This is a genomic window from Ruegeria sp. CDSA033 (genome assembly GCF_059612305.1).
This window is the reverse complement of record NZ_JBXWQI010000018.1, coordinates 12041-27686: the sequence shown is the minus strand read 5'-3', so window position 1 is coordinate 27686 and position 15646 is coordinate 12041. Positions and strand designations below refer to the sequence as shown.

Below are 15646 nucleotides of genomic sequence, written 5' to 3'. Positions count from 1 at the left end.
GACATGGCCAATTTCCCGTCACATGATCTCGAATCCGCCCCCGAAGGGTCCAAACCGCTGCTGGAAAAATCACAGGCCGCATTTGGTCGCCTGCCCGGTCTGCATAAGGTCATGGCTGAAAGCCCCCAGCATCTGGAAGGCTATCAGGTACTGCACGGCCTGTTCATGCAGACCGATTTCGACAATGATGAGAAAACCGTCGTCTGGCAGACCATCAATGTGGAAAACGAATGCCACTATTGCGTGCCCGCTCATACCGGCATCGCCAAGATGATGAAGGTTTCCGACGAAATCACCGAAGCCCTGCGCAATGAAACCCCGCTGCCTTCGGCCAAGCTTGAAGCACTGCGCACTTTCACCCTGCAAATGATGGAAACCCGCGGCAACCCGACCGAAGCACAGCTGCAGGCATTCTTTGATGCGGGCTACTCTCACCGCGCTGTTTTGGATGTGGTGCTGGGCCTGGCGCAAAAAACCATGTCGAACTACGTGAACCACATGGCAAAAACCCCGGTCGACGAAGTCATGCGCGGCTTCCTGTGGGAACGTAAGGTCGGCGAGCCGGCCTAAGCGGACACGACCGAGCCCTCAGAGCCATCACTCACGATCAATGATTGGGCCCGGTCGCCCAGTTCCGCAAACAGCTCAGGCCCGGTGCCCGTCATCCAGGCCTGAGCACCCAGCGCACAAATCTCATCATACAGCGCCGCGCGCCGATCCGCGTCCAGATGCGCTGCCACCTCGTCCAACAACACGATCGGGGGCGCGCCGATCATACTCGCCAAGGCCCGCGCGTTCGACAGGATCAATGAGACCAACAAAGCCTTCTGCTCACCGGTCGAACAATCCTTGGCCGGAACGCCCTTGGCAGCGAACACCCCGTACACGTCCGACCGATGCGGTCCGACCAGCGTACGTCCAGCCGCCAGATCGCGGAACCGGCTTTCACTTAGTGCTTCGCGCAGATCCGCTTCCGTTTCCGGCATCGCACCTTCGGTCTGTACCAGCTCCAATTCCGCAGATGGAAACGCAGTTTCCGCCTGATCCTGCGCCGCGCGCAGATGATCAAGCGCCGAAAGCCGCGCCGCGTGGATACGATACCCCATCTCGGCCATCTGCGCTTCAAGTGCTGCATACCAATGCGCATCGCGCACCTGCTCTTTCAGCAGACGGTTCCGTTCGCGCATGGATTTTTCGTAAGTCAAAGACGCCTCAGCATGGGCCGGGTCGAAACTCAGCGCGATCCGGTCCAGAAAACGCCGACGTCCTTCGGCCCCCTCGATCCAAATCCGGTCCATCGACGGGATCAACCAGACAATCCGCGCCAGCTTGCCCAGATCAATCTGGCTGGACGCCTTGCCATCAATGCGGACCTGCCGGGCGACACCGCCCTCGGACCAGGTTTCAATCTCGTATTGTCGCCCCTGCGCCTGCAGCAACCCGGACAGTTTCCAACCTAGCGCCTCGGGGCGTCGGGTCATCTCGGCCGCGCTGGCCCGCCGCATTCCGCGACCGGGGGAAAACAGGGACACCGCCTCCAGGATGTTGGTCTTGCCCGCCCCGTTCGGTCCGTGAATCGCAACAGGCCGACCATCCAAAGATAGTCGCGCCAACTTGTGGGACCGAAAATGCGAGACGGTAAGCTCGGTCAGGGCCAAACCCATGACCCCTCCCTTCATCTTTTCAAAATCTCTCCCGCCGGAGGCATCGCACGTCCGTGCGATCAGACGCGCATCGGCATAACGACGTATACCGCGCTCAGATCATTGCCTTCGCGCATCAGGGTCGGATCAGCCGCTGAATTGAACAGGAACACAGCGTTCTCACGATCCACCTGAGAGGCGATTTCCAGCAGGTACTTGGCGTTGAATCCGATCTCCAGCCGCTCGTCGCCATAGGCGACGGCCAGTTCTTCCTCGGCCGCGCCGCTATCCGGGGCGTTGACGGAAAGTACCAGTTTATCGGTATCAAGCTGAAGCTTTACCGCGCGAGACCGTTCAGAGGACACGGTTGCAACCCGGTCAACGGCCTTTGCAAACTCGGCCGCATCGACTTCCAGCTGGCGCGTATTGCCCTGCGGAATCACACGTGTGTAATCCGGAAACGTCCCGTCGATCACTTTTGAGGTCAGCGTGATGTCCGGGGTTGCAAAGCGCACCTTCGTTTCACTGACCGACACGGCGATATCCATCTCATCGTCGTCCAGCAGCTTGCGCATTTCGCCTACGGTTTTGCGCGGCACAATCACACCGGGCATGTCTGCAGCGCCATCCGGCAGATCCGCGTCGATGCGCGCCAGTCGGTGGCCATCGGTGGCTACACAGCGCAGCACCTTGCCGCCTTCGGACCCGTCGGCCACATGCATATAGACGCCGTTCAGATAGTACCGGGTCTCTTCGGTCGAGATGGCGAATTTCGACTTATCGAACAACCGGCGCAGCAGGGCTGCCGAGGCGGTAAAGTTCGATTGGTATTCCGAAGACGCCATCACAGGGAAGTCTTCCTTTGGCAGAGTCGCCAATGAGAAATTCGACCGGCCTGCTTCAACCGTCAGACGCCCTGCGGCGCTGTCGGCGGTCAATGTCACTAACGCACCATCGGGTAGTTTGCGCACGATCTCATGCAACGTCGTTGCGGCCACCGTTGTGGCCCCGGCCTTTTCGACCTGTGCGGGCGCTTTGTCGACAACTTCGATATCCAAGTCGGTCGCCCGGAACATGGCTTGATCGCCCTCGGCTTCGATCAAAACGTTGGCAAGTATGGGAATGGTGTTGCGACGTTCGACAACAGATTGGGCCTGGGAAACGGCCTTGAGAAGGGTGCCGCGTTCGATGCTGATCTTCATACCCTTAATTCCTCTGACTTGCGTGCCGAAATGGGCGGGACTGGCACGTTAGCGGTTCCGCCCTGAGGCACAAGGATTTTTTATGGATTTCTCGGTCGGATTGCCCAAAGCGTCAAGGGCCGCGTGGCCCAGTAAGCACAGTTCATTTCCAACCGTGGAAAATAGCGCACAAGAAAACGCCCCGGGCGTGAGGGTCCGGGGCGTTTCTCAAGTGATATGAGTAGGAGCTCAGGCCTCTAGCGCGCGCCGCAGCATTTCCACATCTTCGGCAATCTGGCCGTCCGTGGTTTTCAGCTCTTCGATGCGTTTTACGCCGTGCATGACAGTCGTGTGGTCACGTCCTCCGAACCGGCGCCCGATTTCCGGCAGGGACCGGCTGGTTAGTCGCTTGCACAGATACATCGCAACCTGACGCGGGCGGGCATAAGACCGCAGGCGTTTAGGTCCAATGATGTCGGACAGGCGGATGTTGTAATAGTCCGAAACCTTGCGCTGAATCTCTTCGACAGTGATCTTGCGCTCGGATGCGCGCAGCACATCAGCCAGACAGTCCTGCGTCAGCTCCATGTCGATCTCACGACCCACCAACGAGGCAAAAGCGAACAGACGGGTCAGAGCACCTTCCAGCACGCGAACATTGGTCGAGATCCGGTGCGCCAGGAATTCCAGGACACCATCGGCAATTGTCAGGTCGGGATATGTGCTGCTGTACTGCTGCACCTTGTTTTGCAGGATGCCCAAGCGCAGTTCATAGTCGGTTGGGTGCAAATCGACCACCAGACCACATTGCAGACGGGACTTCACCCGATCCTCTAGGTCCTTGATCTCACCCGGGGCGCGGTCGGCCGAGATGATGATCTGCTTGTTCTGGTCCACCAGTGCATTGAATGTGTGGAAGAACTCTTCCTGCGTCGAATCTTTGCCTGCGATGAACTGCACATCGTCCACCATCAACACGTCAACCGACCGGAACAGATGTTTGAAGTCCATCATCCGACGCTCGCGAAGGGCCTGCACGAAACGGTACATGAACTGTTCCGCCGACAAATAGAGCACGTTCAACTCGGGGTGTTTGGTTTTCAGCTCCCATGCGATGGCGTGCATCAGGTGCGTCTTACCCAGACCAACGCCACCATAAAGAACCAGCGGGTTGAAGGTCACAGGACCACCTTCAGACACACGACGCGCCGCGGCATGGGCCAATTCGTTGGGTTTGCCAACGACAAAACTGTCGAAGGTAAAGCGGGAATCCAATGGCGCGGCCTGCAAGGATTCAAACGCGCCATTCGCGGCTTCCATCTGCGGCGCAACAGGTGCATCACGCACAACTGTCGGCTCGGATTCGGCCTCTGCCTTAGGGCGCGCCGGTGAGTTGGCAGCGACGCGGAAGGCCAGTCGTTGAACCGTTTCCCCTGCGGTGTTCATCTCATACAGTATGAGATCCGCAAAGTTCTGACTGACATAGTTGCCCATGAAGTTTGTCGGCACGGAAAATACCGCTACACCGTCCTGCAGCTCTTGGAATTCAAGAGGTTCGATCCAGGTCGTGTAGTTGTTTTTTCCGATGGCCTTGAGCAACTTGTTACGTAGTAGTCCCCATTTCTCTTGTGTCATTAAGCGCCTCACGCATCCCATTCTTTATTGGCCTGTCGGCCTTATTGCTATTTTCCGGTTGCCCGGATTAAGCTTTCACACGCAAAGGGATAACCAACGCCAAACCGCAGAAGTTTGGCGGGTGTGTTTTAGAAAGTCCGCACATCCCTATTTGCCGACGCTCCATACCCGGAACGCCCTGAAAACAGGGTTGCGCAACGCAATCTCATATTCGACAGGGCTTGGTTCCCTGGTGACCCAAGGACCGCAGCAGATTAGCAAACCAGTTGCCAACATTCGTTCCTGACCGTCCTGATGCCCGTCAGTCTAGTCGTTGGAACAGCCTGTCCCCCCAAGCGAGTGAATCGCTGTAACAGTGGTAGCAAGAGGCCAAGGCATCCGGCAACGAAACTCTGATATTGACTCGTATCTTTCGCCGAAAGAATCTCTCGGGTTTGTGAAGGCGCGGCTTTCCGGCAACAGCAAAAAAAAAGCGCCGCAGGACGCGGCGCATTTTCTATCATTTCACCTTGTTTGATTGACCCTAGGTCAACCCAGGCCTTAGCCCAGCGCTTTTACACGAGCCGACAGACGCGACATTTTACGCGACGCGGTGTTCTTGTGGAAAACGCCTTTTGTGACGCCACGCATCAGTTCAGGCTGAGCTGCGCGCAGTGCTGCGGTTGCAGCGTCCTTGTCGCCGGATGCGATCGCTTCTTCTACCTTACGCAGGTAGGTGCGGATGCGCGAACGACGTGCTTTGTTGATTGCGAAACGGCTCTCGTTCTGACGAGCGCGTTTTTTTGCTTGGGGCGAATTAGCCATGTGTGTCTCTGACCTTTGTGTCGGTACGTTGTCTAGGGTTGCGCGCCACGGAATATCCGCACCGGATCAGAAATCACGAGTGTGAGTCGGGCCAAGCGGGCCGCACGCGCATGTATGGTGGCGGTTACTACCCAAGTTGGCCGGGTTTGCCAAGGCGATTCTTTTGATGCGCATAGCTGGTATGAAAAAGGCGGGCAAAGGCCCGCCGGTTTCGATTTGATCAGGGAACCGCTTACTTGTCGCGGAATTGCGCGGCGCGTTTTTCCAGGAACGCGGCCATGCCTTCTTTCTGATCTTCGGTCGCGAACATCGAATGGAACACGCGGCGTTCGAACAGCATGCCTTCGCTCAGCGGCAGCTCATAGCTGCGATTCACCGATTCCTTGGCCGCCATAGCGGTCAGCTGCGATTTTTCGGCAATCTTCTGGGCTGCGCCCATCGCCTCATCCATCAGCTTCTTGGCGGGAACAACGCGGCTGACAAGACCAGCGCGTTCAGCTTCTTCTGCATCCATGAAACGGCCGGTCAGGTTCATGTCCATGGATTTGGACTTGCCGACAAACCGCGTCAGGCGCTGGCTGCCCCCAAGACCGGCAATGACGCCAAGATTGATCTCAGGTTGGCCAAATTTGGCAGTGTCCGCTGCGATGATGAAATCGCACAACATCGCAAGTTCGCACCCGCCGCCCAACGCATAGCCCGCGACGGCTGCAATGATCGGCTTGCGGATCGCGCACACGCGGTCATTCAACGAACCAAACAAGTTCGAGCTATAGACATCCACAAAGCTCATCTCGGACATTTCCTTGATGTCCGCGCCCGCAGCGAACGCCTTGTCCGACCCGGTGATGACGATGCAGCGCACTTTGTCGTTGCTATCCGCATCTTCCAATGCCGAGCACAATTCCTGCGCCAGTTGTGAGTTCAGCGCGTTCAGCGCATCGGGCCTGTCGAGCTTGATAAGGGCGACGTGGTCTTCGATTTCGACGATGATCGTCTCAAAAGCCATGAGGTGAAAGCTTCCGGTTGTTCCGTTCAGGTACGATTCCTTACCACGCGCATTCGCTGGATCAAGCTATCTTTGGCATTGCGCACAGTAGAAGGATGAGCGACCGGACTGGGTGATTCTTTTGATCGGGGTACCACAACCGTCAGTCCTGCAAGGTTCGCCCTCGCGCCCGTAGACGTCAAAGCTGTGCTGAAAATATCCAAGTTCTCCATCGGCTTGACGGAAATCGCGTAGGGATGACCCTCCTGCTTCGATGGCGTCCTGCAACACCTTCCGGATGATCGGAACCAGTGCTGCGACCCGGGTCGCAGAAATTTGACCGGCTTTGCGACGTGGCGACACTCCGGCTCGAAATAGCGCCTCGCATACGTAGATATTGCCCAGGCCGGCAACGATTCCCTGATCCAGCAGCGCCGATTTGATCGGAGTGTTCTTTCCCCGAAACGCATCGATCAGATGTTGTTCGTGAAAATCATTGCCCAAAGGTTCCGGCCCTAGAACCGACAGCAATTTGTTTTCCTCTGCCGTCGCCGTCGGCAACAGGTCCATCGCACCGAACCGCCGTGGGTCGTTGAAAGTCACCCGCGCTCCATTGGCCATATGAAAGACCACATGGTCATGTTTTTCGGGCATCGGATGTTCATGCGCAAATTGCCCTAGCGGGTCGCCGGATACGGTCATCCGGCCTGACATGCCCAAATGGATCAACAAGGTTTCACCACTGCTGAGATCGGCAAGGATGTATTTCGACCGACGACGCAATTGTTGAACCGTCTGCCCGGTCAACCGCTCGACCATCCGTTCAGGGAAAGGCCAGCGCAGGTCGGGGCGATTCACATCTGCCCGGTCGATCACCACGCCTTCCATCGCTGGGCTCAGGCCGCGTCTTACTGTCTCGACCTCGGGCAATTCCGGCATTACACGGCTCCTATTCCAAAGGGCCGCATTGTGCCCCGGTTCCAGAGCCCTATAACAGAGGCGAAATTCGAAGAACGGCAAGGCAAATGTCCGACAACAGCGACAAGACCACTCATTTTGGGTTCGAAACCGTACGTGAGGCTGAAAAGGCCGGGCGTGTACAGGGCGTGTTTAACTCGGTCGCCTCGAAATATGACGTGATGAACGATGTCATGTCGATGGGCATTCACCGGGTCTGGAAAGACGCGATGATGGACTGGCTTGCGCCGCCCCCAGGCCAGCGCCTGCTGGATGTCGCAGGTGGCACCGGAGATATCTCGTTCCGCTTTTTGAAACGCGCCGGCTATGGCCATGCTACCGTGCTGGACCTGACCGAACCGATGCTGGTCGAAGGCCGACAGCGCGCCGAGGCCGACCAGATGGCCGACAGCCTGAACTGGGTGGTCGGCGACGCGATGGCTCTGCCCTTCGACGACAACACATTCGACGTCTACACCATCTCGTTTGGCATCCGGAACGTGACCCGCCCGCAAGAGGCCCTGAACGAAGCATTCCGTGTGTTGAAACCCGGCGGCCGCCTGATGGTGCTGGAATTCAGTCAATTGCCTAATGACGGGCTGCAAAAGCTCTACGATCTTTACAGCTTCAACGTCATCCCGCGCATGGGGAAACTCATCGCCAATGACTACGACAGCTATCAATACTTGGTCGAATCGATCCGCAATTTCCCGGATCAGGAAACGTTTCTGGGCATGGTCCGCGCGGCCGGATTTGAAAATGCCAAGTACCGCAACCTGAGCATGGGCATCGCCGCGCTGCATTCTGGCTGGAAAATCTGATGCGCGGACCACACAACATCATTCGCCTGATCCGCACAGGCGCCACTCTCGAACGCACGGGTGCTATGAACGTCGTGCTGGATGCGTTCGAAGCGCCGCGTGCACTGCGGTTTCTGGCGCATGCTTTGGGAAAACCGTTCCAATGGCTGGGTTACAAAGGCGATCCTGACATGCCCCCCGCCACAAGGGCGCTGACGGCGCTTGGACCGGCATACATCAAGTTTGGTCAGGTTTTGTCGACTCGTCCCGATGTGGTCGGGGATGAGTTGGCCGAACAGTTGCGCGTGCTGCAAGACAAGCTTCCCCCATTCTCCAAAGCCGAAGCCATGGCCGAGGTTGAAAAGGAACTGGGCCAGCCGGTATCCGAAATGTTCAGCGAGTTCAGTGAACCCATCGCCGCGGCCTCGATTGCTCAGGTCCACAAGGCTAAACTGGTTAGCACCGGCGAAGACGTGGCGGTCAAAGTTCTGCGCCCAAACATTGAACGCGCTTTCCGCAAAGACGTTGACGCGTTTTATTTCGCCGCTCGTATCGTACAGCTATTTGCCCCCGGTGCGCGCCGATTGCGCCCGATGGAGGTGATCGAACATTTCGACGGCGTCGTACGCGGCGAGCTCGACCTGCGGCTGGAAAGCGCAGCCGCGTCGGAATATGCGGCCAACACCAAGAACGACGCAGGCTTCTGGCTGCCCCCGGTCGTCTGGTCCCTGTCTGCCCGCCGTGTGATGACGCTCAGCTGGGCCGACGGCGTTCCACTGGGCGAAAATGCCGCGCTGGACGCCGCCGGGCACGACCGCGCCGATCTGGCGGAACGCGTGCTGCGCTTGTTCCTGCTGCACGCACTTCGAGACGGTTTTTTCCACGCTGACATGCATCAGGGCAACCTGAAGGTCGCGGCCAATGGGGACATCATTGCCTACGACTATGGCATCATGGGTCATATCGACGAATATACCCGCCGGGTTTATGCCGAGATCCTCTTTGGCTTTATTCGCCGCGACTACAAACGCGTGGCCGAAGTGCATTTCGAAGCCGGCTATGTCCCTGCCGACAGGGACGTCGATGAGTTTGCCCGCGCCCTGCGCGCGGTCGGAGAGCCTATCTTTGGCATGGATGCCACTCATATTTCGATGGGACGCCTACTGAATTACCTGTTCGAGGTGACAGAACGGTTCGGCATGGAAACCCGCACGGAACTGATCCTGTTGCAACGGACAATGGTGGTCGTCGAAGGTGTGGCGCGGTCACTGGACTCGCGCATCAACATCTGGGAAGTCGCCCGTCCGGTTGTTGAAGATTACATCAAGCAATCCATCGGCCCCCGCGCAGCACTACGGGATTTTGGCAAAACCGCCATGGTGCTGGCCCGCTTTGGCCCGCGCCTGCCCGCTTTGGTGGAAAATGCGCTGATCGCGCAGACGCACAAGGACGACGCCCAGAACAAAGGCCTATCGGCAGCCATTCTTCCGGCAACCATCGGCGCCGCTGCTGGCGCCGCAATTGTCCTGCTCCTAACGGCCTTCACCTAAGGCAAATCCGCCAGTTTCACCTGGCCAAAATATCCTCGGGGGGAATCGCGCGCAAGAGCGATGGGGGGCAGACAGCCCCCCACTGCCCGATCCGGATCAGATCCGCTCGAAGGCAATGGCGATACCCTGTCCGCCACCAATGCACATGGTGACCAGCCCTTTGGACCCGCCTATACGTTCCAGTTCGTACAATGCCTTAAGGGTGATGATCGCGCCTGTAGCACCAACCGGGTGGCCCAGAGCAATTGCGCCCCCGTTCGGATTCACCTTGGTGGCATCCAGCCCCAGTTCTTTGTTTACGGCCAAGGCTTGCGAGGCGAAGGCTTCGTTGCTTTCGATTACGTCAAAATCCTCGATCGACAGGCCTGTGCGCTCCAACAAGTTCTGAACGGCCGGAACCGGTCCGATCCCCATAACCTCGGGACGGACACCGGCGTGACCATATCCAAGAATGCGCGCCTTGGGTTTCAGACCCGCTTTCTCAGCAGCTTCTGCCGTTGCCAGAACCATCGCGGCTGCACCGTCGTTAATGCCTGATGCATTACCGGCAGTCACCCGCCCGTCCTTCTTGAACGCCGGACGCAGCCCTGCCAGCGCCTCGGCCGAGGTCTGCTTGGGGTGTTCGTCGACCGTGAAATCGACCATGTCGCGTTTGACTTTGACCTGCACCGGCGCGATCTGGCTTTGAAAATAGCCGGCCCCGATTGCCGCTGCCGAACGGGTCTGGCTGGCAAGGGCAAATTCGTCCATTTGCTCACGCGTGATCTGATGTTCATCCGCCACGTTCTCGGCTGTCACACCCATATGACCGGTGCCAAAGGGACAATTCAGGGCACCCAGCATCATATCGAGCGATTTAACATCCCCCATCTTCGCACCCCAGCGGGCCTGAGGAACGATGTAGGGGCTGCGCGACATGCTTTCGGCACCTCCAGCCACGGCAAATTCTGCATCACCCAACATCAGAGACTGCACAGCGGACACAATCGCCTGCGCCCCGGACCCGCACAGGCGGTTCACATTCATCGCAGGTGTTTCGTTCGGAATGCCCGCTTGTTTTGCAGCGGCGCGCGACAGGTACATATCGCGTGGCTCGGTGTTGATCACGTGGCCAAAAACAACGCTGCCGATCTGGGTCGGTTCGACCCCTGAACGTTCCATCGCCGCTTCTGTCACCACGGTCGCAAGATCAATCGGCGCGGTTGATGCCAGCGCCCCGCCAAACGTACCAATCGCGGTGCGGGCACCATCAAGAATCACGATGTCTTTCATGTCTCTACTCCTCCGGAATTTGACGGCACTATGCATCTGCGGCATCAGGCTGTCCCATGGAACGTACCGTCACAAGCAGAATTGACATATGACGGACAAACGCGCATGAGATTCCGTCATGACGGAAAACCCAGATGATATCCTGACACGCCTGCCCGCACGCCTGAAAGAGGCGCGCAGAGCCAAGGGCCTGTCGCTTGAAGCCGTGGCAAATCTTAGCGGCGTATCCAGATCGATGGTCAGTCAGATCGAGCGGGGCGAAAGCAGCCCAACGATCTCGACCCTGTGGAACCTGACCCGTGCGCTACAGGTGGATTTCGCGGGTCTTCTGGAGGAAGCGAACAGCACGAACCAGATCGAAGTCCTTAGGAAATCCGAGGTGCCCAGTATCGACAACATGGGCCAAAACTGCCGGATTCGCATTCTTTCACCGCCCGAGGAAGCCGGTGGTCACGAGGTCTACGATATTGAGTTTGACAAAGACGGCGCACTAAACAGCCAGCCTCACGCCCGTGGAGCCAGAGAGCAGTTGACCGTGCTGGAAGGTGCCGTTCGTGTGACCTCCGGTACGGCTGTCAGTGATCTGCAGAAGGGTGATACCGCACGCTATGCGGCGGATGTCGCGCATTCGATTGTTGCTAACGGGGCAGCGCGGGTCTTCCTGATCGTTAAAAACGCCTGACACCTGCAAAATCCGTATTCACGGAAATTTTTCCCGTATATTGTCATTCCCCTATTTGGGAATTATGTCCGCTATGTTAGATATGCGACTCAGATAAACGGAGACCGCCATGGCAGATGCATTCTTGTCCCACATTACGGACACCCTCGCGCAGATCGAATCTGAGGGTCTGTATAAGCGCGAACGAATGATCACCTCGCCTCAGGGCGGTAAGATTACGGTGGGCGACCGGAAGGTCATCAACTTGTGCGCCAACAACTACCTTGGCCTGGCCGATCATCCTGCTCTGATAGAGGCCGCCAAAGGCGCGATGGAACCCAAGGGGTTCGGCATGGCTTCGGTCCGCTTCATCTGCGGTACGCAGGACATTCACCGTGAGTTGGAACAGAGGCTGGCCAAATTCCTGAACAAGGACGATTCGATCCTGTTCGCAGCTTGTTTCGATGCCAATGGCGGCCTCTTTGAGCCCTTGTTAGGGCCTGAAGACGCCATCATCTCGGACAGTCTGAACCACGCCTCGATCATCGACGGTGTGCGGTTGTGCAAAGCCAAGCGCTATCGGTACATGAACAATGACATGAACGATCTTGAGGCTTGGTTGAAACAAGCGCGCGAGGATGGTGCTCGGCACATCATGATCGCGACCGATGGCGTGTTCTCAATGGATGGCTATCTGGCCAACCTGCCAAAAATTCGCGAGCTGGCGGACAAATACGATGCGATCGTCATGGTGGATGACTGCCACGCCACCGGCTTCATGGGGCCAAGCGGGGCGGGCACGCCGGATCACTTCGGTGTCGACGTGGACATTCTGACGGGAACCTTGGGCAAGGCACTTGGGGGGGCTATCGGCGGTTACATCGCCGGGCCGCAGCCAGTGATCGACCTGCTACGGCAGCGGGCACGGCCCTATCTGTTCTCAAACTCGCTGCCACCCTCCATCGTCGCCGCCGGATTGGAAGCAATCCGCCTGGTCGAAGAGGGCGACATGCTGCGCGCGCAACTGTTCGGCAACGCGAAGTACTGGCGTGCAGGATTGGAAAATCTGGGCTTTGACCTCCTGCCAGGCGAACACCCGATCATTCCAGTCATGTTGGGTGAGGCGCAGCTGGCGCAAGATATGGCGTCGCGCCTGTTCGACGAAGGCGTCTATGTCTCGGGCTTCTTTTTCCCAGTGGTCCCACGTGGTCAGGCACGGATTAGAACACAGATGAATGCGGCTCTAACAAAGGACGATTTGGACCGTGCGCTGTCCGCCTTTGGCAAGGTCGGCAAAGAACTGGGAGTGATCTGATGCGCCCCAACACAATGAAAGCTTTGGAGAAATCCAAACCCGAGGAAGGCCTGTGGATGGTGCAGGCCCCTGTGCCCGAAATCGACGCGGACGAGGTTCTGATCCGCATCAACAAGACCGGCATCTGCGGAACGGATATTCATATCTGGAACTGGGATGACTGGGCTGCGGCCACAGTGCCGATCCCGATGATCACGGGCCACGAATTCGCGGGTGAGATCGTCGAAATCGGGCGTAATGTCACCGGTCTGGAGATCGGCCAGCGCTGTTCTGGCGAAGGTCATTTGATCACAACCGACAGTCGCCAAAGCCGCGCGGGCAAGTTCCATCTGGATCCTGGTACACGGGGCATTGGTGTGAATGAACAGGGGGCCTTTGCCCAATACTTGAAACTTCCTGCCTTCAACGTGGTACCCTTGCCTGAAGACGTACCTGACGAAATCGGAGCCATTCTCGATCCTTTGGGCAACGCCGTTCATACCGCGCTCAGCTTCGACCTGCTGGGCGAAGACGTTCTGATCACGGGCGCAGGCCCTATCGGCATCATGGCAGCCGCTGTCGCCCGGCATGCCGGCGCGCGGCATGTGGTGATCACCGATATCAACCCGGATCGTCTAAAGCTGGCTGAACACGTCGTGCCCACCGTGCGGTCCGTGGATGTCAGCAAGGAAGACCTGCAAGACGTCATAACCGAGCTTGGTATGCAGCAGGGGTTTGACGTTGGCTTGGAGATGTCCGGTTCGCAAGCTGCACTGGACCAGATGGTCGAGGCGTTGGTGATGGGCGGCAAAATCGCCTTGCTGGGTATTCCCCCCGGAAAATCCCCGGTGGATTGGAGCCGTATCGTCTTCAAAGCCATCACCATCAAAGGTGTTTATGGGCGTGAAATGTTCGAAACATGGTACAAGATGATCGCCATGTTGCAGAACGGTCTGGACGTCAGCCGGGTCATTACGCACCAGATGAAGGTCGACGATTTCGCCGCAGGTTTTGACGCGATGAAATCAGGTCAGTCCGGCAAAGTTGTTCTGGACTGGACTTAACGCTCTGGAATTGCGCGGGATCAGACCCTAAACAGGGGTGAACTCGGGCGTTTGGAGGAGCACATGGGCGACAAGGACCGGTATCTGGAACGCGGGATCGAGGACACTCTGGTCACCGATTTCGCGGAAACCCATCGCAAGAGCTATGGCGACTTCCTGCAGCTCAAGACCTTGTTGAACCTGCAAAAAACGTTCCAGGACCCTGCGCAGCCGGATGAAATGCTGTTCATCATCATCCATCAGGTCAGCGAGCTGTGGCTAAAACTGATGCACCACCAACTGGTCGAGGTGCGCCGGTTCCTGCAACAGGACGAATTCGGCCCCGCGATGAAGAACCTCGACCGGGTCAAGGCGATTCAGCGGCAACTGATCTCGGCTTGGGAAACGCTGCTGACCATGACGCCGGCCGACTATATGACCTTCCGCGAGGCGCTTGGTAGTTCTTCGGGCTTTCAAAGTTACGGCTATCGTCAGATTGAGTTCATTTTGGGCAACAAGGATGCCTCGACCCTGAAGGTTCATGCACATGATCCCGAAGTGATGGCGATGCTAGACGCCGCACTGACGAAACCGTCCTTGTATGACGAGGTGCTGCATATGTTGTCCCGTCAGGGTTTCGATGTGCCGGATGACTTGTTGAACCGGGACTATGCGCAGCCTTATTCCGGCGACAACCGCGTGGTGAAGATTTGGGGGCAGGTGTTCCGCGATACGGACAAGTATTGGGACCTATACGCATTGGCCGAAAAGCTGATGGACGTCGAATCTCTGTTCCAACGCTGGCGTTTTGACCATGTCACGGCTGTGGAACGCGTGATTGGCAACCAACCCGGCACGGGTGGGTCCAGCGGCGTGTCCTTTCTGCGCAAGGCCCTGGATTTACGCTTCTTCCACGACCTCTACGATGTGCGCACCGAACTGATGTATGCAGGGCAGGAGTAGGCGATGCTGTATCGAGGGTTCTCTCAGGATGAGCTGGAGCGTGAGTACTCCCCCAGTTCGATGATCGGTGGCGATCTGACACCCTATCTAGACAGCTATACCGCACTCAGCGCGCAGCACCGCGCGAGGATGGACGTGAAGGAAAACGTCGCCTATGGCGATTCGCCGGTGCAAGTGCTGGATTTCTTTCCCGCGAAAGGAGCAGGCGCGCCTCTGCACGTCTTTGTTCACGGCGGGTATTGGCAAGCGCTCAGCCAGCGCGAATCGGCGATGATGGCTCCTGCGCTGATTGAGGCCGAGCAATCCTTTGCCACGTTAAATTACACGTTGGCCCCGGATGCGCGGCTGGATCAGATGGTCGACGAATGCCGCGATGCCCTGCTTTGGCTGGCAGAGACCGCGTTCAATCTGGGCTTTGATCCGTCGCGGATCACGCTATCGGGGCACAGTGCTGGCGCGCATCTGGTGGCAATGGTCATGGCGACCTCGGCGGATGCGTTGGCCCGCGCGGGATTGCGCGTGCGCGATGTAATCCTGATCAGCGGCGTCTATGATCTGGAACCGATCAGCCTGACCTCGGTGAACGACCCGCTGCAGCTGACCCCGGTCGAGGTACATGATCTGTCCCCGATCCTGCACCTGCCACCCCCCGGCCCACGCTATCACGTGACAGTGGCGGAACGGGACACGCCGGAATTCATCCGCCAAAGCCGTGATTATGCGGAAGCCCTGCGCAAAGGCGGGCATTCGGTCAGTTTCGATTTGCTAAAGGGCATGCAGCACTTCGATATCATCATGCATCGAGGGACGTTTTTGCCGGCAAATCGGTAGTCAAAGGCATTGAAAATCAACTGA

Annotated in this window: 15 protein-coding genes; 8 read left to right on the top strand and 7 right to left on the bottom strand. The window is 57.8% G+C overall.

Features of this window, described 5'->3' with window-relative positions; translation table 11 throughout:
• Positions 1-3 precede the first annotated feature (3 nt).
• The gene (locus AC2FLA_RS18430; protein WP_108861618.1) at positions 4-570 is read left to right on the top strand and encodes a carboxymuconolactone decarboxylase family protein; all 567 of its coding nucleotides are present in this window, start codon (positions 4-6) and stop codon (positions 568-570) included.
• Here AC2FLA_RS18430 and recF read toward each other — a convergent pair.
• The 6 genes from recF to mutM form a co-directional block, all read right to left on the bottom strand.
• Positions 567-1664, bottom strand: coding sequence for a DNA replication/repair protein RecF (gene recF / locus AC2FLA_RS18425; protein WP_496724214.1), 1098 nt, complete (start codon positions 1662-1664; stop codon positions 567-569). The genes AC2FLA_RS18430 and recF overlap by 4 nt on opposite strands.
• A 59-nt stretch (positions 1665-1723) precedes the next feature.
• Positions 1724-2845, bottom strand: coding sequence for a DNA polymerase III subunit beta (gene dnaN / locus AC2FLA_RS18420; RefSeq protein ID WP_113789128.1), 1122 nt, complete (start codon positions 2843-2845; stop codon positions 1724-1726).
• Between the two features lie 228 nt (positions 2846-3073).
• Positions 3074-4459 carry a chromosomal replication initiator protein DnaA gene (gene dnaA, locus AC2FLA_RS18415; protein WP_496724212.1) on the bottom strand — a complete coding sequence of 462 codons (1386 nt, stop codon included), beginning with the start codon at positions 4457-4459 and terminating at the stop codon, positions 3074-3076.
• Between the two features lie 540 nt (positions 4460-4999).
• A complete protein-coding gene (gene rpsT, locus AC2FLA_RS18410) occupies positions 5000-5263 on the bottom strand; it encodes a 30S ribosomal protein S20 (protein WP_058272970.1) in 264 nt (87 codons plus the stop codon).
• A 232-nt stretch (positions 5264-5495) separates the two neighbouring features.
• Positions 5496-6272: an acryloyl-CoA hydratase gene (acuK, locus tag AC2FLA_RS18405; protein ID WP_496705845.1), complete on the bottom strand. Its 777-nt coding sequence runs from the start codon at positions 6270-6272 to the stop codon at positions 5496-5498.
• 66 nt (positions 6273-6338) lie between these two features.
• A complete protein-coding gene (gene mutM, locus AC2FLA_RS18400; RefSeq protein ID WP_496724210.1) occupies positions 6339-7190 on the bottom strand; it encodes a bifunctional DNA-formamidopyrimidine glycosylase/DNA-(apurinic or apyrimidinic site) lyase in 852 nt (283 codons plus the stop codon).
• 86 nt (positions 7191-7276) lie between these two features.
• Between mutM and ubiE the strand changes: the two genes are divergently transcribed.
• Both ubiE and ubiB read left to right on the top strand, forming a co-directional pair.
• The gene (ubiE, locus tag AC2FLA_RS18395) at positions 7277-8029 is read left to right on the top strand and encodes a bifunctional demethylmenaquinone methyltransferase/2-methoxy-6-polyprenyl-1,4-benzoquinol methylase UbiE (protein WP_496724208.1); all 753 of its coding nucleotides are present in this window, start codon (positions 7277-7279) and stop codon (positions 8027-8029) included.
• Positions 8029-9558, top strand: a complete 1530-nt coding sequence (gene ubiB, locus AC2FLA_RS18390; protein WP_496724206.1) for a 2-polyprenylphenol 6-hydroxylase — start codon at positions 8029-8031, stop codon at positions 9556-9558. The genes ubiE and ubiB overlap by 1 nt, the downstream gene beginning before the upstream one ends.
• Before the next feature lie 96 nt (positions 9559-9654).
• Here the strand turns inward: ubiB and AC2FLA_RS18385 are convergent, their stop codons facing one another.
• The gene (locus tag AC2FLA_RS18385; protein ID WP_496724204.1) at positions 9655-10830 is read right to left on the bottom strand and encodes an acetyl-CoA C-acyltransferase family protein; all 1176 of its coding nucleotides are present in this window, start codon (positions 10828-10830) and stop codon (positions 9655-9657) included.
• Between the two features lie 118 nt (positions 10831-10948).
• Here AC2FLA_RS18385 and AC2FLA_RS18380 point away from each other — a divergent pair, with 118 nt between their 5' ends.
• From AC2FLA_RS18380 to AC2FLA_RS18360, 5 genes are all read left to right on the top strand, one after another.
• The gene (locus AC2FLA_RS18380) at positions 10949-11512 is read left to right on the top strand and encodes a helix-turn-helix domain-containing protein (protein ID WP_058272976.1); all 564 of its coding nucleotides are present in this window, start codon (positions 10949-10951) and stop codon (positions 11510-11512) included.
• Between the two features lie 109 nt (positions 11513-11621).
• Positions 11622-12806, top strand: coding sequence for a glycine C-acetyltransferase (locus tag AC2FLA_RS18375; RefSeq protein ID WP_496724202.1), 1185 nt, complete (start codon positions 11622-11624; stop codon positions 12804-12806).
• A gap of 14 nt (positions 12807-12820) precedes the next feature.
• On the top strand, positions 12821-13849 hold the full coding sequence (gene tdh / locus AC2FLA_RS18370; RefSeq protein ID WP_496724273.1) for an L-threonine 3-dehydrogenase: 1029 nt from the start codon (positions 12821-12823) through the stop codon (positions 13847-13849).
• A gap of 63 nt (positions 13850-13912) precedes the next feature.
• The gene (locus AC2FLA_RS18365) at positions 13913-14791 is read left to right on the top strand and encodes a tryptophan 2,3-dioxygenase (protein ID WP_472722365.1); all 879 of its coding nucleotides are present in this window, start codon (positions 13913-13915) and stop codon (positions 14789-14791) included.
• A 3-nt stretch (positions 14792-14794) separates the two neighbouring features.
• The gene (locus AC2FLA_RS18360; RefSeq protein ID WP_496724200.1) at positions 14795-15622 is read left to right on the top strand and encodes an alpha/beta hydrolase; all 828 of its coding nucleotides are present in this window, start codon (positions 14795-14797) and stop codon (positions 15620-15622) included.
• Positions 15623-15646 lie beyond the last annotated feature (24 nt).

Coding starts and splice junctions, on each gene's coding strand:
- AC2FLA_RS18430 (WP_108861618.1), top strand. CDS start 4: ATGGCCAATTTCCCGTCACATGATCTCGAATCCGCCCCCGAAGGGTCC.
- recF (WP_496724214.1), bottom strand. CDS start 1,664: ATGGGTTTGGCCCTGACCGAGCTTACCGTCTCGCATTTTCGGTCCCAC.
- dnaN (WP_113789128.1), bottom strand. CDS start 2,845: ATGAAGATCAGCATCGAACGCGGCACCCTTCTCAAGGCCGTTTCCCAG.
- dnaA (WP_496724212.1), bottom strand. CDS start 4,459: ATGACACAAGAGAAATGGGGACTACTACGTAACAAGTTGCTCAAGGCC.
- rpsT (WP_058272970.1), bottom strand. CDS start 5,263: ATGGCTAATTCGCCCCAAGCAAAAAAACGCGCTCGTCAGAACGAGAGC.
- acuK (WP_496705845.1), bottom strand. CDS start 6,272: ATGGCTTTTGAGACGATCATCGTCGAAATCGAAGACCACGTCGCCCTT.
- mutM (WP_496724210.1), bottom strand. CDS start 7,190: ATGCCGGAATTGCCCGAGGTCGAGACAGTAAGACGCGGCCTGAGCCCA.
- ubiE (WP_496724208.1), top strand. CDS start 7,277: ATGTCCGACAACAGCGACAAGACCACTCATTTTGGGTTCGAAACCGTA.
- ubiB (WP_496724206.1), top strand. CDS start 8,029: ATGCGCGGACCACACAACATCATTCGCCTGATCCGCACAGGCGCCACT.
- AC2FLA_RS18385 (WP_496724204.1), bottom strand. CDS start 10,830: ATGAAAGACATCGTGATTCTTGATGGTGCCCGCACCGCGATTGGTACG.
- AC2FLA_RS18380 (WP_058272976.1), top strand. CDS start 10,949: ATGACGGAAAACCCAGATGATATCCTGACACGCCTGCCCGCACGCCTG.
- AC2FLA_RS18375 (WP_496724202.1), top strand. CDS start 11,622: ATGGCAGATGCATTCTTGTCCCACATTACGGACACCCTCGCGCAGATC.
- tdh (WP_496724273.1), top strand. CDS start 12,821: ATGAAAGCTTTGGAGAAATCCAAACCCGAGGAAGGCCTGTGGATGGTG.
- AC2FLA_RS18365 (WP_472722365.1), top strand. CDS start 13,913: ATGGGCGACAAGGACCGGTATCTGGAACGCGGGATCGAGGACACTCTG.
- AC2FLA_RS18360 (WP_496724200.1), top strand. CDS start 14,795: ATGCTGTATCGAGGGTTCTCTCAGGATGAGCTGGAGCGTGAGTACTCC.